The 21,653-nt window shown below is 62.9% G+C and carries 23 protein-coding genes and 1 tRNA gene; 11 read left to right on the top strand and 13 right to left on the bottom strand.

Annotated features, from left to right (window positions below; translation table 11 throughout):
* Positions 1-289: 289 nt before the first annotated feature.
* The 6 genes from ACO550_RS16630 to ACO550_RS16655 all read left to right on the top strand — a co-directional run bounded on the left by ACO550_RS16630 (position 290) and on the right by ACO550_RS16655 (position 7,828).
* Entirely contained in the window at positions 290-3,883 is a 3,594-nt protein-coding gene (locus tag ACO550_RS16630) for an indolepyruvate ferredoxin oxidoreductase family protein (RefSeq protein ID WP_315592938.1), read from the top strand.
* Between the two features lie 151 nt (positions 3,884-4,034).
* A complete protein-coding gene (locus tag ACO550_RS16635) occupies positions 4,035-4,454 on the top strand; it encodes a GNAT family acetyltransferase (protein ID WP_315592939.1) in 420 nt (139 codons plus the stop codon).
* Between the two features lie 11 nt (positions 4,455-4,465).
* Positions 4,466-4,816, top strand: coding sequence for a GFA family protein (locus ACO550_RS16640; RefSeq protein WP_315592940.1), 351 nt, complete (start codon positions 4,466-4,468; stop codon positions 4,814-4,816).
* Positions 4,817-4,825: 9 nt separating this feature from the next.
* Positions 4,826-5,236, top strand: coding sequence for a VOC family protein (locus ACO550_RS16645; RefSeq protein ID WP_315592941.1), 411 nt, complete (start codon positions 4,826-4,828; stop codon positions 5,234-5,236).
* Positions 5,237-5,325: 89 nt separating this feature from the next.
* Positions 5,326-6,564 (top strand): MFS transporter, encoded by a 1,239-nt coding sequence (locus ACO550_RS16650; RefSeq protein WP_315592942.1) that lies wholly within the window; start codon positions 5,326-5,328, stop codon positions 6,562-6,564.
* A 61-nt stretch (positions 6,565-6,625) separates the two neighbouring features.
* A complete protein-coding gene (locus tag ACO550_RS16655; protein WP_315592943.1) occupies positions 6,626-7,828 on the top strand; it encodes an MFS transporter in 1,203 nt (400 codons plus the stop codon).
* Positions 7,829-7,844: 16 nt separating this feature from the next.
* Here ACO550_RS16655 and ACO550_RS16660 read toward each other — a convergent pair whose 3' ends face one another.
* The gene (locus ACO550_RS16660) at positions 7,845-8,726 is read right to left on the bottom strand and encodes a DODA-type extradiol aromatic ring-opening family dioxygenase (protein WP_485994911.1); all 882 of its coding nucleotides are present in this window, start codon (positions 8,724-8,726) and stop codon (positions 7,845-7,847) included.
* A gap of 292 nt (positions 8,727-9,018) precedes the next feature.
* Between ACO550_RS16660 and ACO550_RS16665 the strand changes: the two genes are divergently transcribed.
* The 5 genes from ACO550_RS16665 to ACO550_RS16685 all read left to right on the top strand — a co-directional run bounded on the left by ACO550_RS16665 (position 9,019) and on the right by ACO550_RS16685 (position 13,113).
* Positions 9,019-9,297 (top strand): hypothetical protein, encoded by a 279-nt coding sequence (locus ACO550_RS16665; RefSeq protein WP_485994912.1) that lies wholly within the window; start codon positions 9,019-9,021, stop codon positions 9,295-9,297.
* 164 nt (positions 9,298-9,461) lie between these two features.
* Positions 9,462-10,772 carry an MFS transporter gene (locus ACO550_RS16670; protein ID WP_315592946.1) on the top strand — a complete coding sequence of 437 codons (1,311 nt, stop codon included), beginning with the start codon at positions 9,462-9,464 and terminating at the stop codon, positions 10,770-10,772.
* 168 nt (positions 10,773-10,940) lie between these two features.
* Positions 10,941-11,564 (top strand): DNA-3-methyladenine glycosylase I, encoded by a 624-nt coding sequence (locus tag ACO550_RS16675; RefSeq protein WP_315592947.1) that lies wholly within the window; start codon positions 10,941-10,943, stop codon positions 11,562-11,564.
* A gap of 388 nt (positions 11,565-11,952) precedes the next feature.
* Complete coding sequence (locus tag ACO550_RS16680; RefSeq protein ID WP_315592948.1) at positions 11,953-12,582, top strand: LysE family translocator; 630 nt, start codon at positions 11,953-11,955, stop codon at positions 12,580-12,582.
* A 90-nt stretch (positions 12,583-12,672) separates the two neighbouring features.
* Entirely contained in the window at positions 12,673-13,113 is a 441-nt protein-coding gene (locus ACO550_RS16685) for a hypothetical protein (RefSeq protein WP_315592949.1), read from the top strand.
* 42 nt (positions 13,114-13,155) lie between these two features.
* Here ACO550_RS16685 and ACO550_RS16690 read toward each other — a convergent pair whose 3' ends face one another.
* From ACO550_RS16690 to ACO550_RS16745, 12 genes are all read right to left on the bottom strand, one after another.
* Positions 13,156-14,091: a cation diffusion facilitator family transporter gene (locus ACO550_RS16690; protein ID WP_315592950.1), complete on the bottom strand. Its 936-nt coding sequence runs from the start codon at positions 14,089-14,091 to the stop codon at positions 13,156-13,158.
* Between the two features lie 60 nt (positions 14,092-14,151).
* A complete protein-coding gene (locus ACO550_RS16695) occupies positions 14,152-14,640 on the bottom strand; it encodes a type II toxin-antitoxin system VapC family toxin (RefSeq protein ID WP_485994907.1) in 489 nt (162 codons plus the stop codon).
* Positions 14,637-15,401 (bottom strand): hypothetical protein, encoded by a 765-nt coding sequence (locus ACO550_RS16700; RefSeq protein ID WP_315592952.1) that lies wholly within the window; start codon positions 15,399-15,401, stop codon positions 14,637-14,639. Before ACO550_RS16700 ends, ACO550_RS16695 begins: the two co-directional genes overlap by 4 nt.
* A 200-nt stretch (positions 15,402-15,601) precedes the next feature.
* Positions 15,602-15,677, bottom strand: a tRNA-Ala gene (locus ACO550_RS16705).
* Between the two features lie 68 nt (positions 15,678-15,745).
* Positions 15,746-17,470 carry a thiosulfohydrolase SoxB gene (soxB, locus tag ACO550_RS16710; RefSeq protein ID WP_315592953.1) on the bottom strand — a complete coding sequence of 575 codons (1,725 nt, stop codon included), beginning with the start codon at positions 17,468-17,470 and terminating at the stop codon, positions 15,746-15,748.
* Positions 17,471-17,501: 31 nt separating this feature from the next.
* Positions 17,502-17,972, bottom strand: coding sequence for a TlpA disulfide reductase family protein (locus ACO550_RS16715; protein WP_315592954.1), 471 nt, complete (start codon positions 17,970-17,972; stop codon positions 17,502-17,504).
* A 31-nt stretch (positions 17,973-18,003) separates the two neighbouring features.
* Entirely contained in the window at positions 18,004-18,675 is a 672-nt protein-coding gene (gene soxX, locus ACO550_RS16720) for a sulfur oxidation c-type cytochrome SoxX (protein ID WP_315592955.1), read from the bottom strand.
* Positions 18,676-18,691: 16 nt separating this feature from the next.
* Positions 18,692-19,552 carry a sulfur oxidation c-type cytochrome SoxA gene (gene soxA / locus ACO550_RS16725; protein ID WP_315592956.1) on the bottom strand — a complete coding sequence of 287 codons (861 nt, stop codon included), beginning with the start codon at positions 19,550-19,552 and terminating at the stop codon, positions 18,692-18,694.
* A gap of 123 nt (positions 19,553-19,675) precedes the next feature.
* Positions 19,676-20,137, bottom strand: a complete 462-nt coding sequence (locus tag ACO550_RS16730; protein WP_315592957.1) for a DsrE family protein — start codon at positions 20,135-20,137, stop codon at positions 19,676-19,678.
* A gap of 22 nt (positions 20,138-20,159) precedes the next feature.
* Entirely contained in the window at positions 20,160-20,471 is a 312-nt protein-coding gene (gene soxZ / locus ACO550_RS16735) for a thiosulfate oxidation carrier complex protein SoxZ (RefSeq protein WP_315592958.1), read from the bottom strand.
* Between the two features lie 65 nt (positions 20,472-20,536).
* Positions 20,537-20,992 (bottom strand): thiosulfate oxidation carrier protein SoxY, encoded by a 456-nt coding sequence (soxY, locus tag ACO550_RS16740; protein WP_315592959.1) that lies wholly within the window; start codon positions 20,990-20,992, stop codon positions 20,537-20,539.
* A gap of 166 nt (positions 20,993-21,158) precedes the next feature.
* Entirely contained in the window at positions 21,159-21,488 is a 330-nt protein-coding gene (locus tag ACO550_RS16745; RefSeq protein ID WP_315592960.1) for a c-type cytochrome, read from the bottom strand.
* Positions 21,489-21,653: the final 165 nt, after the last annotated feature.

Below are 21,653 nucleotides of genomic sequence, written 5' to 3' on the forward strand. Positions count from 1 at the left end.
CGGGTTGCACCATGGCGGCGTCCCGGTGGTGTGGCGCCGGGTCGTCATTCGCGAACCGCGTGCGCCATTTGGATGCACTGCAGTGTACACGCGCGGCGCCCACGTATACGGGAAATCACGGGGGTATCTGGCGCGTTTTATGCTGCATCGCACGGTACCGCGGCCTGCACGCCGGTGCTACCATGCCGCGCAGAGACACGGCCGTTTGACGCCTCCACAAGAGGCCAGGAACGGTTGCCCACAACTGATGTGTCGGTGATCCCGACAGCATGCCCATAGAGGAGCACCTATGAATGCCCCACTGACCCCTCCGGTCAGCGACGCGATCCGCCGCGCGCTCGAAAACGTTTCCCTCGAAGACAAATACACGCTTGAGCGTGGCCGCATCTACATCAGCGGCACGCAGGCCCTGGTACGCCTGCCGATGCTTCAACAGGAACGCGACCGCGCCGCCGGCCTGAATACCGCCGGTTTCATTTCCGGCTATCGCGGCTCCCCGCTTGGTGCACTGGACCAGTCGCTCTGGAAAGCCAAGAAGCATCTGGCAGCGCACAACGTCGTGTTCCAGGCCGGCCTGAACGAGGACCTGGCCGCCACGTCGGTCTGGGGGTCGCAACAGGTCAACATGTATCCGGACGCAAAGTTCGATGGCGTGTTCGGCATGTGGTACGGCAAGGGTCCCGGCGTCGATCGCACGGGCGATGTGTTCAAGCATGCCAACTCGGCCGGTTCAAGCAGGCACGGTGGTGTGCTGGTGCTGGCCGGCGACGATCACTCGGCCAAGTCCTCCACGCTGGCACACCAGTCAGAGCACATCTTCAAGGCGTGCGGACTGCCGGTGCTCTATCCATCCAACGTGCAGGAGTATCTCGACTACGGCCTGCACGGCTGGGCCATGAGCCGTTATTCGGGGCTCTGGGTGGCCATGAAATGCGTGACCGATGTGGTGGAGTCGTCGGCTTCGGTCGAACTCGATCCACATCGCGTGCAGATCGTGCTTCCCGACGATTTCATGCTGCCACCGGGCGGCCTCAATATCCGTTGGCCCGATCCGCCGCTGGAGCAGGAAGCCCGTCTGCTCGACTTCAAATGGTATGCGGGCCTGGCCTATGTGCGCGCCAACAAGATCGACCGCATCGAGATCGATTCGCCGCACGCCCGCTTCGGGATCATGACCGCCGGCAAGGCTTACCTCGATACGCGCCAGGCACTGTCCGACCTGGGGCTCGACGATGCCACCTGCGCGCAGCTTGGTATCCGCCTGTATAAGGTGGGCTGTGTCTGGCCGCTCGAGGCACATGGCGCACGCGCGTTTGCCGAAGGGCTGCAGGAAATCCTGGTCGTCGAAGAGAAGCGCCAGATCATGGAGTACGCGCTCAAGGAAGAGCTGTACAACTGGCGCGACGACGTACGCCCGAAGGTCTACGGCAAGTTCGACGAGAAGGACAATGCGGGCGGCGAATGGTCGATTCCGCAGAACAACTGGCTGCTGCCGGCGCATTACGAGTTGTCGCCCGCGATCATCGCCAAGGCCATCGCCACGCGGCTGGAAAAATTCGATCTGCCCGGCGATGTGCGTGCTCGTATCGATTCGCGCCTGGCGATCATCCAGGCCAAGGAGAAGGCGCTGGCCACGCCGCGCGTGACGGCCGAGCGCAAGCCGTGGTTCTGCTCGGGTTGCCCGCACAATACGTCGACCAACGTGCCCGAAGGTTCGCGCGCACTGGCCGGCATTGGTTGCCACTACATGACGGTCTGGATGGACCGCAATACAAGCACGTTCAGCCAGATGGGCGGCGAAGGCGTAGCGTGGATCGGCCAGGCGCCGTTTGCCGGTGACCAGCACGTATTCGCCAACCTTGGCGACGGCACGTATTTCCACTCGGGGCTGCTGGCCATCCGCGCCTCGATCGCGGCCGGTGTGAACATTACCTACAAGATCCTCTACAACGATGCCGTGGCCATGACCGGCGGCCAGCCCGTCGACGGGCAGCTGTCGGTACAAGACATCGCCTACCAGGTAGCGGCCGAGGGTGCGAAGAAGATCGTCATCGTCACGGACCAGCCCGAAAAGTACAACGGGGCGATCAAATTGCCCGAAGGGCTGACCGTGCATGCGCGCGAGAAGCTTGACGACATCCAGCGCGAATTGCGCGAAGTGCCGGGCTGCACGATCCTGATCTACGACCAGACCTGTGCCACCGAAAAGCGCCGTCGCCGCAAGCGCGGCACGTTCCCCGATCCGGCTCGCCGCGCATTCATCAACGACGCGGTCTGCGAAGGCTGTGGCGATTGCTCGGTCAAGTCGAATTGCCTGTCGGTGGAGCCGCTGGAAACCGAGCTCGGCACCAAGCGTCAGATCAACCAGTCTTCATGCAACAAGGACTTCTCGTGCGTGAACGGCTTCTGCCCGAGCTTTGTGACGGCAGAAGGCGCACAGGTGCGCAAGCCTGAGGCGCATGGCATCTCGATGAGCGGGCTGCCTTCGCTACCGGAACCGGTGCTGCCGGCGATGCGCCGCTCGTACGGCATCCTGGTAACCGGTGTCGGTGGTACCGGCGTGGTGACGATTGGCGGATTGCTCGGCATGGCCGCGCATCTGGAAAGCAAGGGCGTGACCGTGCTCGACATGGCCGGGCTGGCACAGAAAGGTGGCGCGGTCTTGTCGCATGTGCAGATTGCCGCGAAGCCGGAAGACCTGCATGCCACGCGCATCGCCATGGGCGAAGCCGATCTGGTAATCGGTTGCGACGCGATTGTCTCGGCCACCGACGAGGTCGTCTCGAAGACCCAGTCGGGCCGCACGCGCGCCGTGGTCAATACCGCGCAAACCCCGACCGCCGCGTTTATCAAGGATCCGAAGTGGCAGTTCCCGGGCATGTCGGCGGAGCAGGATATCCGCAATGCCGTGGGCGAGCAGTGCGATTTCATCAATGCGAGCGCACTGGCCGTGGCCTTGCTGGGCGACACGATCTACACCAACCCGCTGGTGCTCGGTTACGCATGGCAGAAGGGCTGGATTCCGCTGACGCTCGAAGCACTGGAACGTGCGATCGAACTGAACGGGGTCGCGGTCGACAAGAACAAGGCCGCCTTCGACTGGGGGCGCCATATGGCGCACGACCCCGATCACGTGCTGTCGCTGACCGGCAAGCTCAAGACGCAGACCGAAGGCGCCGACGTGGTGAAGCTGCCGACATCGTCCGGGGCATTGCTGGAGAAGCTGATCGCGAATCGCGTCGAGCTGCTGACCAAGTACCAGGACGCGGCCTATGCCGGGCAGTATCACGATGCGGTCAAGCACGTGCGCGCAGCAGAGAGCGCGCTGGTGGGTGCCGGCAAGCCACTGCCGCTGACTGAAGCTGCCGCGCGCAATCTGGCCAAGCTGATGGCGTACAAGGACGAGTATGAAGTGGCTCGCCTGTACACCGATCCGATCTTCCTCGACAAACTTCGCGCGCAGTTCGAAGGCGAACCGGGTCGCGACTATCAGCTCAACTTCTGGCTGGCACCGCCGACCACGGCCAAACACGATGACAAGGGCCAACTGGTCAAGCGTCGCTACGGTCCATCGACGATGACGCTGTTCCGCATTCTCGCGAAACTCAAGGGATTGCGCGGCGGTCCGCTCGACATCTTCGGCAAGACTGCGGAGCGTCGCATGGAGCGTGCTTTGATTGGCGAATACCGCGCGCTGCTCGATGAGCTGTCGCAAGGACTGAGCGCCGCCAATCACGGTACTGCGGTGGAACTGGCCAACCTGCCCGACGATATCCGCGGCTTCGGTCACGTCAAGGAAAACAACCTCAAGGCTGCGCGTGGCAAATGGGCCCGCCTGCTCGAGCTGTTCCGCAATCCACAGGCGGGGCAACAGGCGGCTTGATCGATGTGGGCGTGATGGATTGGGCGGCGTGGGATCTTGATGCGCTGGCCCTCTCCCACGGCCCCTCTCCCGCGCGCGGGAGAGGGGAGACCACCGAGGGCAGGTGACTGGGCGGCGCTACACTGGGGTCTGCGCAACCCACCGTATATCCATGCAATTCCGTAGCTACCGCCCTGCCGACGAGTCGGCCGTTGTTGCACTGTGGAACGCCTGCGGGCTGACCCGGCCCTGGAACGATCCGCATAAGGACATTGCGCGCAAGATGACGGCGCAGCCCGAACTGTTCCAGGTCGGCGAGATCGATGGGCGCCTGATCGCCACGGCGATGATCGGCTACGACGGACATCGAGGCTGGATCTACTACCTCGCTGTCGATCCACAGTTTCAGGGACGCGGGTACGGGCGTATGCTGATGGCACGCGCCGAGGCGCTGCTACTGGAACGAGGCTGCCCGAAGATCAACCTGCTGGTGCGCGAGGGCAATGATGCCGTGCTCGCTTTCTACGACAGGCTTGGCTACGGTCGCGATGCCGCGGTCAGCCTCGGCAAACGTCTGATTCCCGACCAATAACAGGAGACACCATGGCAACCTACCAGGGAAGCTGTCACTGCGGTCGCGTCGCCTTCGAGGCGGACGGCGAGATTACCCAGGTGCTGCAGTGCAACTGCACGATCTGCCGCCGGCGCGGGCATCTGCTCTGGTTCGTGCCAAAGACCCAGTTCCGCCTGAAAACGCCTGACGCGGACGCCACCACCTATCGCTTCAACACGATGAAGATCGCCCATCGCTTCTGCCCGGTCTGCGGTTGCGGACCCTACGCGGAAGCATCGGATCCGCAGGGCAATCCGACGGCCGCAGTGAATGTACGTTGTGTGGATGGCGTCGACCTGGCCAGTCTCAAGGTCATCGAGTACGACGGCCTGCACAAGTAACACCTGGCCATGTTCACGATCCGGGGCATCGACCATCTGGTATTGCGCACCGCCGATGTGGCCCGCATGCTGCGTTTCTACGTGGATGTGCTGGGCTGCACGGTCGAGCGTGAACAGGCCGCCATCGGCCTGACCCAGCTGCGGGCGGGCAGCGGCTTGATTGACCTGGTTGCGCTTGACGGCCCGCTTGGGCTTGCCGGCGGTGCAGGCCCCGGCGCAGAGGGGCGCAACCTCGATCATTTTTGCCTTCGCATCGATCCGTTCGATGTAGACATCATTTTTCGATACCTCAATATTCATCACGTCGATGGAAGTCCGGTGGAGCAGCGCTTTGGTGCCGAAGGCCAGGGGCCCTCGATCTATGTCAAAGACCCCGACGGCAACACCGTGGAACTGAAGGGCCCGCCCAACACCCCCTGAACGACGCCTTCACGCGCGCGCATCGGCACCGATACAATTTGGGCTTCATTGATCGCATCGCCACCGGCGCCCGCTGCGTCGGGCGCGCCATGAACGCTCCTGCCGCCTCCCCGTCGTCCGCAGTTCCCATGCTGTCGCCCCGCCATATCGTCTGGACGCTCGGCATCACCGAGATCATCAGCTGGGGCACGCTGTACTTCACGTTCACGGTCTTTATCGATCCGATGCATGCGGCGCTGGGCTTCGGCAAGCCGTTCCTGGCGGGCGGATTCTCGCTGGGGTTGCTGGTCTGGGCGATGTGCTCGTTCGCGGTGGGCCGGCTGCTCGATCGCGTACCGGCGCGCAAGGTCATGGGTGCGGGATCGGTGCTGGCCGCCATCGGGCTGCTGCTTTGGGCGTGGTGCCCGTCGCCGACCATGTTCCTGCTGATGTGGATACCGCTCGGCCTGGCAATGGCCTCCACGCTCTATGAGCCGGCCTTCGTGGTATTGCGGCAAGCGTTTGGTGACAGCTACCAGAAGCCGATCGTCCATGTAACGTTGCTGGCGGGCTTTGCCAGCACGGTGTTCATTCCGCTGGGGCAATGGCTTGTGCTGCATCTGGGCTGGCGCGAGACCCTGGTTATCTTCGCGGCACTGAACCTGTTCATCTGCGCGCCGCTGCATGCGCGGCTGCGCTATGCAGTGCACCCCAGCTACTCCCATACCAGCACACCACTGGCTGGCGCGTCGCAGGGCATTGCGCGCACGACGCTGCGCCAGCCCGTGTTCTGGGCCGTGGTGCTGGCATTCACCGCCACTGCGGTCATTGCCTCGCTGCTCGGCGCGCACCTGATCCCGATGCTGACCGAGAAAGGCATGCCGGTGGCACAGCAACTGATTGTGGCCGCGCTGATCGGTCCCGCGCAGGTGGCCGGGCGGCTGGCCATGGCGCGCCTGCCGATCAGCCATCCGGTGCGGCTGTCGATGCCGGTGTATATCGTGATGAGCGTGGGCCTGCTGTGCCTGACGCTCGGTGACGGCTACTGGCTGATGGTTGCGGCAATCTGCTATGGCTGCGCCAACGGCGTCAACACCATGCTGCGCGCGATGGCGATGCCCGAGCTGATCTCGCGTCATCACTATGCAACGCTGAACGGGTTAATGATGACCCCGGTATTGTTGATGCAGGCCGTGGCGCCATGGTTTGGCGCGCTGCTCTGGCGCGCCGCCGGCGGCTACTGGCTGATGTTGTGGGTCATGGTGGCGCTGGCCGTAGGTGCGCTCGCGGCATTTGCCTTTGCGTTGCACCAGCGCGGCCTGCTGCGGCAAGGCGCCGCGCCCGCCTGAGCCTTGCCCCTGCATATTGAATCGCGAGTGAATCCTGAGTTTTGTTGTCCGGCCGTACCTGATGTCTGATTATTCGATAGAAACCACCTCGCCTTCGGCTTCCATTCCAGCCCCTTCGCCGTCGGCGGTATCGCGCGCCACGCGCGGCACGATGGCGCTGTTCTTCGCCAACGGTGCCACGTTCGCTACCTGGGGCGTCCATATCCCCACCATCAAGGCCCGCTTCGGACTGTCCGATGCCGTCCTGTCACTCGCCATGCTGGCCGTGGCCGCCGGCGCCATTCTTGCCATGGGGCTGGTGGGCCGCTGGGTGGCACGGCTGGGTAGTGCGCGGGCATCGATGATTGGCGGCGTGGTATTTGCCATCCTCACGCTGGCGATCCTGGCCATGCCGAGCTTTGCGCTGCTATTGCCCACGCTGCTGGTGTTCGGCATGGCCAACGCCATGTTCGACGTCGGCATGAACGCGCAAGCCGCCACGGTCGAAGCCAGCCGCACGCGGCCCGTGATGTCGGCGCTGCACGGCATGTTCAGCCTGGGCGGCATGATTGGCGCGGGCTTCGGCGGCCTGATGCTGTCACTGGGCGTGCCGCCGCTGGTCCATGCCGCGATGATCGCGGCCCTGACGGCCGCGGTGGCCATCGGCATGACGCCGGGACTGCTGGCCGATCATCCTGTCCTGCCAACTGCCGATCATCACCGCGAACATGCTTCGCGTGGACTGTGGCTGCTGGGCCTGCTGGCATTCCTGGGGTTGGTCGGCGAAGGCGCGATGTACGACTGGACCACGGTCTATATGCGCGAGGTCACCATGGCGCCGCTGGGCTGGATCAGCTTCGGCTATGCGGCATTCTCGGGCGGCATGGCCTGCGGCCGGTTTGGTGGCGATCGCCTGCGCGCGCGTTTCGGCGATGCCCGCACGCTGACTGGCAGCGCATGGCTTGGCTTTGCCGGCATCGTGCTGGCCATCGCGATACCGTTCCCGCTGGTGGCGCTGCTCGGCTTCACGTTGATGGGACTGGGCGCCGCAAACATGGTGCCGATTTTCTTCGTGGCGGCATCGCGACTGCCAGGCGTGGCCGCCGCCGAGGCCATTGCGCGCGTGGCGCGCTTTGCCTATGTCGGCTTGCTGATCGGTCCGGTGCTGATCGGCGGCGTGGCGCACCTGGTCGATTTGCGCATCGGTCTTGCCGTGGTGGCATTGACGATGGGCTATATCGCGCTGTTCGGCGCCAAGGCCGCACGCCGCTATCTCACCACCTAGACCGTACCGAGTGGCGTCAGGCCGCTTTCGGCAGCGACGCGTGGCCGCTGCCAACGCCTTCGAAGACGAAGGTGTCCATCGCCAGCACGCCGTAGGTCACCTCATCGGCCACGCGCACCACGCTGGCTGAAGTGCCTGCCAGCGTATCCGGTCCCAGCGCGGCGCCCAGCGTCACGTAGAACGGCAGCAGATGTTCGTCCGTGGGATGCGCGCGGCGTGCGTACGGCGCCTGGTTGCGGTAGTCGGCAATCTTGCCCACATCGCCTGTGGCCAATGCCTCGTCCAGCGCCTCGGTCATCCAGCCGCGAAATGCGTCGACATAAGGCTCGGTCTCCGGGCCGTGCTGCGCCTTGCGGGCACCGCCGCCAAACACTTCCTGCAGGTTGTGGGTAAAGCTGCCCGATCCGATCACGAGTACCCCCTCCTCACGCAGCGGCGCCAGCGCGCGGCCGAGTTCGATCTGCGTGGCGGGGCTCAGGTACGGATTGAAGGCCAGTTGCACCACGGGAATGTCCGCATCGGGGAAGAAATGACGCAGCGGCATCCAGGCGCCGTGGTCCAGCGGACGATCTTCGTCCTCGGCCACGAAACCGGCGCCCGGTATCGCCGCGGCCTCGACCAGGGACTTGACCCGTGCGGCCAGTTCCGGCGAGCCGGGCGCGTCGTAGCGCAGCGCGTAGAGCTCGCGCGGGAAGCCACCAAAGTCGTGCCAGGCTTCCTGCCGCGTACGCGTGCCGACCGCCAGCGTGCTGTAGATCCAGTGCGCCGATACCACCAGTACTGCCTTGGGCTTCAATGCGCGCAGGCGTGCGCCAAGCGCGTCGAATACGGCACCGGTAGGACCGGGATCGATCGCCAGCATTGGGGATCCGTGTGATACGTAAAGGGTGGGAAGCAAGGTAGTCATGGCAGCAACCGTTCAGCGGTTTTGTACGATGACTGTAGTCTGGCAAAGATACGCGGCAGCGACGCACGGCATTTGCGGACACATCGTGCAAAAAACTTGAACGTCGAAGCCGCCTGGCGTGCGCGGCGTTGGATAGCGCACACAGCACACGTCGGATTTGGGCTGTGCCACGACAGGCGCAAGCCGAATCGGCCTATGATGGGCACACGGATGCCATGAAGCATCCAGCCGGAGAGCCCCCGTGTCCAAGCGTTTCGATCCCCTGCATGCCCTGCCCCACGCGCTGTGGTGGCAACCCGGCGTTTACGGCAGCGGCCCGGCCGTGCTGCTCTGGATCATCGCGCGGCTACCCGCCGATTCATTAGCCGAGATCTTCGGCACACCCTACGCGTACGCCCTGCTCAACCATGCCGGCGACACCGTCTTCGTGGCGGGCTGGCTGGCCAGCGCCGCATGGCTCTGGTTCACGCGCAAACGACCCCACGCCGACCAGGCGCCGGAGCTGGGTGCCCCGACACAAACCCCGCCCACCCCCAATCACCACGGGCACGGCGCTGGCTGAAACGTCCGGGGACATGGGTAACACGTGACCCGAACGTAACCCGGGCTGCGTGGTGCCATTCGGTAGTCGATGTAAGGAATCGCTTAAGATGACGGCTTGCGTCACCGCCAGGGCACAAACTGGCGGGGGCATCCACCGGTTCTTTCATCGTTGTACCAAGCCTCATGTCCGTTACCGCAGCAACCGCCAACGACCTGTCCAAAGCCACCCGACGACGCGCGATCATCGCCGCCACCATCGGCAACGGCCTGGAATGGTTCGACTTCACCGTCTACAGCTTCTTTGCCGTCATCATCGCCAAGCTGTTCTTTCCTACCGGCAATGACCTGACCTCGTTCCTGCTCACCGTCGCCACCTTCGGCGTGGGCTTTTTCATGCGCCCTGTAGGCGCCATCGTGCTAGGCGTCTACGCCGACCGCGTGGGCCGCAAGGCAGCGCTGACCCTGACCATCCTGATGATGGCACTGGGCACGGCCATCATTGGCCTGGCACCGACCTACGAATCGATTGGACTGTGGGCCCCGGCGCTGATCGTGCTGGCGCGCCTGATCCAGGGCTTCTCGGCTGGTGGCGAGGTCGGTGGCGCCACGGCGTTCCTGATCGAACACGCCCCGGATGAAGAACGCGGCGCCTATGCAAGCTGGCAGCAGGCCAGCCAGGGCATCTCGTTCATGCTCGGCGCAGCCATGGGTGCGCTGGTGACCAATGGCCTGGACCAGGCCCAGATCGACGCCTGGGGCTGGCGCATTCCGTTCCTGTTCGGTCTGCTGATCGGCCCGGTGGGCATGTATATCCGCTCGCACCTGGAAGAGCCGCCCGAGTTCGAGGCACGCCAGGCCGAGCGCCGCGCCAGCAACGTCAAGTTTTCGCCGCTGTCGCAGGTGCTGCGTGACCATCCGCGCGAAGTGGTGGCCGGCCTCGGCGTGACCATCCTGTGGACGGTCTGTACCTATGTGCTGGTGTTCTACATGCCGTCGTACGCCAAGCAGCAACTGGGCCTGCCGCTGGGTGCCACGTTCCAGTCGACGGCGATCTGCGGCGCCATCATCCTGGTGCTGTGCCCGCTGATGGGCATGCTGTCGGACCGCGTGGGCCGCAAGCGCATGCTGAGCGTGGTGGCCCTGGCCATCCTGGCGCTGGCCTATCCGCTGTTCCACTGGCTCAATGTGTCGCCGACCACCGCCACGCTGCTGCAGGTGCAGATCGTACTGGGCATCCTGCTGGCCGCGTTCACGGGCCCGGCACCGGCCGTGCTGGCCGAGCAGTTCCCGACCGAAGTGCGTTCGACGGGCCTGTCGCTGGCCTACAACTTCGCCGTGACGATCTTCGGCGGTTTTGCCCCGCTGATCGTGACGTGGCTGATCGAGTCGACGCAGAACAAGCTCGCACCGGCCTACTACGTGATTGCCGCCGCGGCAATCAGCCTGGTCGCGCTGTTCTTCATGCACGACCGCACCGGCAAGAAGCTGGATTGATCCGCTTCTTTCCGTCAAACCAAAGGCCAACCTCCGGGTTGGCTTTTTTTTGCCCGCCACTGTCAGTTGGATGTCCGGATCCGGCTGGTGCGATCCTTTACCCTACGGCTTTGCGGGCGCATGATCGCTGCGACGCCCGCCCTACCCCTTAGCAAGGAGCCCGAGCGAATGACAACCAAGTCCGTGCCGCAGACCAAGGTACGCTGCGGCTGGTGCGGCGAGCTGGAAGACTACTGCCACTATCACGACAACGAATGGGGATTTCCGGTCGACGATGACCGGCGACTGTTCGAGAAGCTGTGTCTCGAAGGCTTCCAGTCCGGCCTGAGCTGGCTCACTATCCTGCGCAAGCGCGAGGCCTTCCGGCGCGCGTTTGCCAATTTCGAGATCGACAAGGTCGCCCGCTTCACCGAACGCGATGTGGAGCGCCTGCTTGGCGATGCGGGCATCGTCCGCCATCGCGGCAAGATCGAGGCCGCCATCAATAACGCCAAGCGCGCCCAGGAACTGCTGGAGACCGAGCCATCGCTGGCTGCGTATTTCTGGAAGTTCGAACCCGATCCGAAGAGCCGGCCACGCACGCTGACCCCCGAGGTACTGCGCACGATGGCGACCAGCCCGGAATCCACGGCGCTATCGAAAGACCTGAAGAAGCGCGGCTGGAAGTTCGTTGGTCCCACCACGATGTACGCGCTGATGCAGGCCATGGGCCTGGTCAACGACCATATGGATGGATGCTGGGCGCGCGACGAAGCACTGCGCAAACGCAAGGCGTTCAAGGTTCCACGTTAGCGCAGTCACGCCGGTTGATGCGACACAGGCAACAGTGCGTATACGTATTTCATTACTGTTTACGTATACATAAATAGTAGTAGTAATGGTTAACGCGGGGTCGTATACGTGGATAACTGCTTTTTTTCTCGCCGGATCAATCACTTGCAGAACAGATAACTATCTGGGAAAGCGGGCGGGGTATACGTGCACAGACGTGGGTAACTGGTGCCCATTGTCCGGCGGTCGACGTATACGTCCTGAGTTGTTCGCTAGTTGTCCGTATACGTCCCACACGTCACCCCCAGCCCTTTCACCCGCTTGTTCACGTAGTTGTCCACAGGATTGCGCGTGCATGCCAAGCCAAATCGGGTCACACTGACGCCTCGCTGTTCGCGCGGAGCCGCCCATGGATTCCACTACCCTGTTCCTTTACCTGATCGCCGTAACCGCGGTCATGGTCACCCCCGGCCCGACCATGCTGCTGGCACTGAGCAACGGCGCTACCCGCCCGATGCGCGTGGCCGCTTGCGGTATTGCGGGAGCCGCGCTGGCCGACCTGATCCTGATTGGGGCGGTAGGCTGTGGGCTTGGTGCGGTGCTGCAGGCTTCCGAGCACCTGTTCACCGCCATCAAGTGGGTTGGTGCGGCGTACCTGCTCTATCTGGCGGTGTCGATGTGGCGGGCGCCCACTCAGGCATTGGTGGCATCTTCGGATGCAACCTCGGCCAGCGGCCGGGCGGCATTCCTGCGTGCGCTGTTTGTGGCGCTGTCCAACCCCAAGACGCTGCTGTTCACGTCGGCCTTCGTGCCGCAGTTCGTGCATGCGGACAAGCCGGTGGCCATCCAGTACGTGATCCTGGCCGTGATTGCGGCGCTGATGGATATCGTGATGATGGTGATCTACGCATTCGGTGGCCGGCATGCCATGCGCACGCTATCGGCACGCACGGTGCAATGGATCAATCGCGGCTGCGCCGGCATGCTCGCGTTCCTGGCCGTGGGTCTGAGCTTGTATCGCCGCAGCGATCTAAAATAGTTAGCAGTAAATAAGTCGTTAGTTCGCGGAATGGCATGGGGCGCTATAAGTTAAAGTCCGTATCACATGAACTCTTGCGAGATAATTATTATGTATTTTTTGGGAGACGGAAGAGGGCCTTTACTTGAGTTCTTACGCAATCTCGGCCCGCAGGCAGTGTTATTATCCGTGGGACTGATTGTGGGTGCGAAGCTCGATCTCGGTACCATCGATGTTGGCAATAGCTTTAACACCGCGATTTTCTTGTCACTAATTCTGGCTTTTCTTTTGGCAGCGTATGCCAACATTACGCTGTTTATTGAGCGTTGCGTCAGATCAACGACTCAGATCGAAAAATTCAAGCAGGGACTCCGCAAACGGAAAATCACAGGCTGGAGACATACGTATTTCGCTATGCTATTTACGTGGAGGCGCAAACGCATCTTCTTCCTCGAGTTGGCGCTACTGGGACTTATTCTTGAGCTTGGAATGTCCTCACTACTCTTTACAGCAATTACGTCAGCCGCAAGCCTACACAAATTGGTTCACTGACAATCTGATTGTGATTGCACTAGTTACGCGATTGGCTCTGTGTCAACCAAGCCGAATCGGGTCCACATGCGTCATCACATTGAGCACGTCGTCGCGCTCCATCGCCCGGCGACGCGCCTCGGTTGCGATTGCATGACCTTGTTCGACGGTCAGGTCCGCCTGGATCTCCAGATGGACATCGACCAGGATCATGTCCCCCATCTTGCGCGTCTTCAGGTCATGCAGGCCCAGCACCCCAGGTGATTCGAGCATGGTCATGCGCAGGTCCTCGACCACATCCTCATCGGCAGCCCGGTCCATCAGGTCGCTCATGGCATCCCAGCCAAAGCGCAGGCCCATCCGCGACACCATCAGGCCGACCACGATCGCCGCCACGGGATCGAGCACGTGATACCCCAGCAGGTTGCCGCCGATACCCAACGCCACCACCAGTGACGACGCTGCATCGGAGCGCGCGTGCCACGCGTTGGCCACCAGCATGCTGGACCTAACGCGTTCCGCTACGCGCAGCATGTAGCGGAACAGCAGCTCCTTTGCCGCCAGCGCGCCAAGCGCAACCCACAGCGCCACTGTCTGGACTGGCTGCGCACCAGCGGGATGCTGGATCTTGCCGACTGCTGCCCACAACATGCCCACGCCTACCGCCAGCAGCAACGCGCCCAGCGCGAGCGATGCAGCGGTTTCAAAACGCTGGTGGCCATAAGGATGATCGAGGTCGGCACCCTTGCGGCTGTGGTGGCCAGCAAAGAGCACCACGAAGTCGGAAACGAGATCGGACAGTGAATGGAGCGAGTCGGCGACCAGCGCCTGCGAGCCAGCCACCACGCCGATGGTGCCCTGCGCTATGGTCAGTCCGATATTGACGAAGACGCTGACCAGCGTGCTGCGACGGCCGGCAAGATGGCGCGCTTCGGCGTCGGTGGTATCGGTGCCGAGGGAGGGGGCGTTATGTTCCGTGGCGACCTGAGTATCGCGCATCTCTAAGCTGAAGTGGAACGAATCGATCTGGGCATTGGAGTTCGCTTTATGCCCAGTGTTTCAAAGCTGCAACGTGCCCTGGTTCCCTTGGGAAAACCATCCTTCCCAAAATGGATCGTGCAGGCAAATCGCATGAGGCAGACCAACAATCGTCCCGTTACCGCGAGCCTCGGCGATGCGTCGCGCGCACGGCCCGTCGTCCGTCGCAAAGTGCGTGACACCCCCGACAACGCATTGCCCGAGCAACTTTGCATCGTCCTTCACAGCGTCTCGTCCGTCGGTAGTCTGCCGAGCCGCGTGCATGACCGAAAAGATCTTCGCGGTGGTAACCGCGTCATCAATGTTGAATGGCAATACGATAAAGTTTCCCAAACCCAGATCGCCAATCCGTTGCCTGACCTCATACTCGCTGACGACAATGGTGGACAGGTGCATGGTCACTTCCGCCGCAATGAATCGCTGGAAGTATTGCTTTGCGATACGGTGATGGGGACGGCTCGGACTGCTCAGGCAAATCAGGAAACTGGTATCGAGCAATACGGAGTTCAATCGGTCGCTCCACGTATCTTTCGGACCCATTCGGCGGGATCGTCCACATCTTTCCACGCCTCGTCACCGCGCACCGTCAGATTGTCGAATGCCTGCTGGTCAAAATTTGGCGAGTAATGGACGAACTCAACCAACTGCGCATCAGTCAGCTCGCCGGTTTCCAGGTCTAGCTTTGCGCGAATACGCAAATGCACTTGCTTGTACACATGGTTTTCGGTCTCGGAACGGATTAGATCGCGGTCCGTGCGTACCACCAGGGTTTTTCCGTCGGGAAGTTTGATATGCGCGTTTGCCTGGGTAGCCCCACCGAGATCAACCATCTCCCCTCGCACATAGCGCTCGACATTGACCAGACGTCTCTCACTTTCGGCACGGAAGTTCGTTTGGCTCGAGATCGCGATAAGAACTCCTTCCTGAGTCTTGATGCTCACGGTCAGGGCCCCACGCTTTTGCGCCGCGGACTGCCAACGTTGCAAAATTGCTCGGCGCTTTGGGTCGATCCCGTCCGTATTGAACGTTGCCGAGAGTATCTGCAGGTCTCGCGCGAGGCTTGGGGAGGAGTAACGCGCCTCTACGGATAGCGATCCGCTTACCACCGCCACCTCGGCAGCATCAGCATCGCCATCTTTGCCAGTCCCTTTGAGGAAGTCACGAACCTCGCCGGCAAACGCAGCGAGCGTCGCCAGCGGTACGCGGGCCGGGCTAATCTTGTAGCCCGGGGAGTCATCCTCCAGCGAAATCGTGATCAGGTTCGTGTCCATGAATCAATTGTGGCCCGCCATCCATTGATAGTCCACTAAGTTGGGTCAAATCTCCCACACATCAGGAAGGGCCAATCTGCAGAATTTCAGTGACTGCGTAAGCCTCGTGAAAAGATGTGCTTGCGCCACATGTGCGTAGCTTGACGCCTGTCCGAAAAGGCAAAGGGCTTGGCAATCAGCCAAGCCCTTTGATGGATTAGTGGTGGACCGAAGGAGGATCGAACTCCCGACCTCTGCATTGCGAACGCAGCGCTCTCCCAGCTGAGCTATCGGCCCATGACGAACGATTGTAGCCAAGCCCATGCGGCCTTTCAATCGCTTCGATCCAACACTTTAGACCCATCTCAAGCGGGCGCCATCCCCGGGTTTCCATCCATGCCGCGCACCGTTGGCAGGTTCAGTGGGCGGGCGCTGACTTCCTTGCTGGAGCGCAGCCACTGGGCCATCACATCCCAGATCGGGGCGCCGCCGGTCTGGCGGGCTTCTTCTGCAACGGGAGCCCAGCCTGCCACCTTGTAGGTTTTTCCGGCGTCGACGGGCTGGCCGGCCAGGCGCATGTCGCTGATGCGCTTGCCGATGGGCTGGAGCGGGTCGATCGTGTACTGCAGGCCGCCTACGCGAACCATGTCGCCGCCCTGTTGGTAGTACGGGTCGGGGTTGAACAGGTTGTCGGCCACGTCTTCCAGGATGGTCTTGATGGTCTCGCCGGTCATCGGGGTGACAGTCGTGTACGGATACGTGATGGCGGTCTGGTCCATCAGCGCTTCCATCGTGATGTTTTCCCCGGGCAGCAGCGTGGTGCCCCAGCGGAAGCCTGGAGAGAAAGCGATCTGGGCATCCTGCACGGCCATCAGTCCGTCCAGGATCAACTGGTCGAAGGTGCCGTTGAAGTTGCCGCGGCGGTACAGCAGGCCACGGTTCACGGCGAGTACTTCATTGAGCTTCGCCTCGTACGGCGCACGTACCTTGGCGATCAGCGCGTCCATCTTCGGATCGCCGGGAAGGTAGTTGGCGAAGACCGGCAGCAGCTTGTAGCGGAAATCAGTCACCTTGCCGTTGCGTACATCGAAATCGAGCACGCCAAGGAATTTGCCGTTCGAGCCGGCATTGGTCACCAGCGTCACGCCGCCTGCGTTCTTCACCGGCACCGGCGCAGGCACGCCGTCGTGGGTATGGCCGCCCAGGATGGCATCGAGGCCGCGCACGCGCGAGGCCAGCTTCAGGTCGACATCCATGCCGTTGTGCGACAGCAGCACCACCACCCTGGCGCCCTTGCCGCGCACTTCGTCGATCACCTGCTGAAGGTTCTCTTCCTGGATGCCGAAGGTCCAGTCGGGCACCAGGTAGCGGGGGTTGGCGATCGGCGTGTACGGAAATGCCTGGCCGATGATGGCCACCGGCACGCCGTTCATTTCGCGCATTACGTAGGGGTCGAAGACCGGGTCGCCAAAGTCGTTGGTCTTCACGTTCTGCGCCAGGAACGACACGCGGCCCTTGAAGTCGTTATCGACGATCTGCTTCACGCGGTCCGCGCCAAGGGTCATTTCCCAATGCGGGGTCATGACGTCCACGCCAAGCTGCAGCGCCGCGTCGACCATGTCCTGTCCCTTGGTCCACAGCGCAGTAGCGGAGCCCTGCCAGGTATCGCCACCATCGAGCAGCAGCGCACCGGGGCGGCTGGCCTTCATGCGCTGGACCAGCGTGGACAGATGGGCAAACCCGCCCACCTTGCCAAAGCGTTGCGCGGCTGCCGTGTAGTCGAGATACGTGAAAGCATGCGCGGTGGCGCTGCCGGGCTGGATGCCGTATTCGCGCAGGAACGCCTGACCCACCAGGTGCGGCGGCTTGCCGGCCCACTCGGCCACGCCAAGGTTCACGCTTGGTTCGCGGAAGTGCACCGGCTTCAGTTGCGCATGGCAATCGGTGAAGTGCAGCAGGTGGACATTGCCAAAGCGCGGCACGTCGTAGAGCTGTTGCGCGGCGCGCGCAGCATGGGCGTCGCCACTTGGGAAAGTCATGCCTCCTGCGCCAGCCACGGCCAGCACCTGCAGGAACTCACGTCGGTTCATGCCTGTTATCCGTTTGATTCGAGGACGATCTTTACGGCTTGCCGTAGCGCACCAGCGCGGCAACCTCGTCGTCGAGCATTTCGCCCACTTCCTTTTGCACCACGCGGCCGCGGCCGTCGAGCACATACAGTTCGGGCAGGCCCTTGCGCGCGCCAAAGGCCTGGCGCAGCGCGTCGGAATCCATCGTCACCGGGAACGTGTAGCCACGCTGTTTCAGGTACGCCACCGCATCTTGTGGATGCTTGTCGATGCTGACCGTCAACATCTGCAGCCGGGTGCCGCGCGCCTGCTCGTAAAGGGCCTGCAGGCGCGGGTTCTGCAATGCGCAGAACGGACACCATGATGCCCAGAACTCGATGACCAGCGGTTTGCCCGCCCATTGGGAAGCGGGTACGGTGCGGCCATCGAGCAGCTTCACGTCTGGCAAGTGGATGGTGTCGCCCACCTCCGCAGCGTATGCGATATGACTGGCCATGCCGAGCAGGACCAGAAACCATGCCATCACAACACGCCGCACTGTCATTGCGTTGCGCTTACTGGTTGACCGGCGATGCCGGGTCCAGCAGCAGCGCCATCACGTCGCGGATCTGCTGTTCGGTCAGGATACCCTTGTGCCCGAAGCGCGGCATGTTCGAGCAGGCGCTGTAGGCGTTCGAATCCCAGATCTTGCCCCACGTGTAGCGGATCACGTCCTGCGAGTTGCCGCGCAGCTTGCCGTAGTTGTAGAGCGACGGGCCGATATTGCCGAACGAGATCTCGGCCTTGGTCAGCTGGTGGCAGGCGTAGCAGTTGGCACCGTTTGGCGCACCGACCTGGTCGGAGAACTGCATGCCACGGCCGTTCTGTGCGATCTTCTCGCCTTCCTTCCAGTCGCCGATGAAGTTGCTGTCAGACGGGTACTTGACCTGCTTGAGCTCGGCCGCCTCCACCTTCTTCGCCACCGGTGCCGGCACATGGGTGCGATCGGGGTACTGGCTGCATGCCTTCTGCGTGGCGTCCTGGTTCAGCACGCCTTCGACAGTGGCCGGGCCTTTCGAAGTGAACGACGATTCGATCATCTGGCGCACCTCGGCGTCGGTCACCTTTACCGTCGATGCCTTGGCGGCTTTTGCAGTGGCCTTGGTGGCGGTTTGTGCCTGGGCTTGCGTGGCAACACCGGCCAGCAGCACCAGCGAAGCCAGCGCCATCTTGTGGAGTTTTTTCATGGTCTGGTCTTCCTGATCAGCGCTTCATGTTCGGGCCGTCGTACGTGCCGCCGTTGGCGTTCTTCGCCAGGAACATCGACAGGGCGGTGATTACGTCGGAGCCGTAGGCCGGTTCGGGAAAGCGCTGCTGGCGCAGGCAGTCATACAGTCGGTGCTGCATCGTGCGTACCTCGCCCTGCGATACGCGATAGGCCGGCCACGTGGTGTACGCGGCCTGCGCGCCCTTCTCTGTCATCAGGTTGGGCAGGTCCTGCAAGCGGATGCGCTGGCCGTCCACGGCATGGCAGGTGGCGCAGGCAAAGTCGTAGGCGCCGCCACGGTAGAAGAACATCTTCTGGCCAAGCGCGTAGACACGCTTTTCCTCGGGATGCGCGAGCTGGACGTTCATCTTCACGCCGCGCGATTCGCCGGTGACAAACGCGGCGAGCCGTTCGATGTCCGATGACTTGCCCGGCGACGAGAACGGGTTCTTCGTCGCTTCTTCCTGCGTCAGGCCCTGCAGCGTCACGCGGCAATATGCCAGGCGCTGTTCCAGGTCCATGACCTTGTTTGCGTCCTTGAAGTAGCGCGGCAGCTCGGCGTAGGCGCCCTTGGTCACGCCGGGGCCCTTGCCCAGGTCGCACTGTTCGAGCGAGGCGTTTTTCGGACCAGCCGGCTTCTTCCAGAGCTCCTCGCCGGCGGCTTCCCACAGCTCGGCGGGATTGCCTTCGGCCAGCATCTGGCGGTACTTGGCGATTTCCTCGGCGGTCTTGTCCTTGTCCTGCGCCAACGCGGGGCCAGACAGGGTGGCAGTGACGGCGGCAGCCGTGGCGGCCAGCGCCACGAGCGCGGGTGCCACGGTGCGGCGCATACGGCGGATGTTGCGCACGGTAACCATTGGGGGCTTCTCCTCGCCATCGCGCCGCATGGTCGGTGGGCGGACGGCCTTTCTTGTCAGGTCCGGCGGCTCATTGCCGGATAGCGTGTCACACGGGATGGGCGATATGCATCGCCCAGTCCATCACGGCTTGATGTAAGCGTAGCCTTCGTCGAACTGCAGGCGCGCGATTTCCACCACGCCCGCGGGCACGATCTTGGCGTCCATCAGCAGGCTTTGTTCGGAAATCCGGCGCGCGGTCAGCGTATTGCGGCAGGCACGGAACTCCACGCCCGACGAACCCAGTGCCGCGACGGCCGCCTCGAACGTATTGCCGCGCGCATCCTTGGCGCCTTCCACCAGGAAATCCACGCCAAAACCGAACGCCACCACCACGATCTTGGTGTCGGGCGCGCCGTTCAGGTGATTGCGCAGGTTGGCCATGGCGCGCACGGCCTGGTCGATCCCCTCGGACAACTGGTAGACCACCTTGACGCGGCCCTTGCCGGACGCAGCCGGAGCCGGGGTCTGCTGGGCCGCCGCTGCCTTGGCGGTCAGGCCAATGGCGGCCAGGGCCGCCGTGGCGCGAATGAATGCTCGCCGCATGATGCTTCCTCGCTTCGCCCGTTCAGGCGATGGTGGCTTCGTCGGTACGCTTGTCGCCGCGGTTGTCGACCCAGGTCACGGTGACCTTGTCGCCCTTGGCGCCGCCCTTGAACTTGAAGTTCAGGAACGGGTCCTTCGATACGGCCGGGCCGAACTGGGCATGGAACACTTCCTTGCCCTTGCACGAAGCGATCACGGTCTGGATATGCCAGGCCGGAACCGTCTTGCCGGACGCGTCTTTGCGCTGGCCGGTTTCCATGTCGTGCTTCATCAGAATCTTGACGTCAACGACGCCGCCGTTTTCGGTGGCGCGAACGCGCATCGGGTCTGCCATGTGCTTCTCCTGTCAGCAGTAATCTGGAAATCTGGTCTCGAAACGTTGGGGACGATGGACAGCAATCAGCCGCCGCAGCCGCCCAGCGTGACCTTGATTTCCTTCGATGCCACGTACCACTTGCCGCCAGCCTTGACCGCGGCATACACCACGGACGTCTGGCCCATCTTCACGCGCGTGGACACGAACGGCTCGGTGCCGGCCGGGATGATGAAATCGGCCGCCAGCGTGTTCGGGTTCTTTTCCACCAGGATCGCGATCTGCTCGGTGTCGGGGATATTGCTGGTCACCGCAACCGGTACCACCGCGCCGTTCTCGGCGATGTCGGGGGCGTTGAAGCTGATGGCGGTGCTCTTCTCGGTGCCGCTGCCGCCCAGCGCCTTGATCACGTCCGCCACGCTCTTGCCGTCGAAGGCGGTCTTGTTCCATTCGGCGGCTTGTGCCTCGCTGATCAGGCCGGTGGCGGCCATCAGCGACAGCACGGCGGTCATCCGCAGTACATCACGTCGTTTTGAATTCATCTTGCTTTGTTTCCCGTACTTGCGTACCCGGTTTCCTGTCGACCCCTGCTGTGCCGGTGCGTCGCCGGCGCATGCATGTTTGCTTCAATGCTTGCCTCGTACATTTGCCTCGAACAGCGGGGGCCGCCGGCATGGCCGGTCGGCCCCCGCTTCGATGCGGCAGGTGTTACTTGGCGGGAGCGCCCGCCAGAATCCACTCCACCACCGTCTTGATGTCGGCGTCGCTGACGGCCGCGTTGGCCGGCATCGGCACCGGACCCCAGACGCCCGAACCGCCGCTCTTCACCTTGGCCGACAGCTTGGCCAGGGCGCCCTTGTCGCCCTTGTACTTGGCGGCCACTTCCTTGTAGGCCGGGCCAACCAGCTTCTTGTCCACCTGGTGGCAGCCCATGCAGGCATTCTTGTTGGCGATTTCCTGTGCCTTGGCGGCGTCGACGGCGGCGTGCGTGGACGCGGCGGCGGCCAGCAGCGCGGCGGCGATGACAAACTGCTTCATGTGTTGTGCTCCAAACTGAATGAGCCGTGGGGACGGCAAATGGCCGCGCTCGGACTACTCCGCGGCGCGGCGCGCGCTGGCCGCCGTTGGGGCGGGCTTCTCAGGAGTGCCTCGGCGGTGATCGGTGAGGGCTCCAGGGCGTATGCGGCCAGTCCGCTATTTTGC

The organism is Cupriavidus sp. (assembly GCF_057315035.1).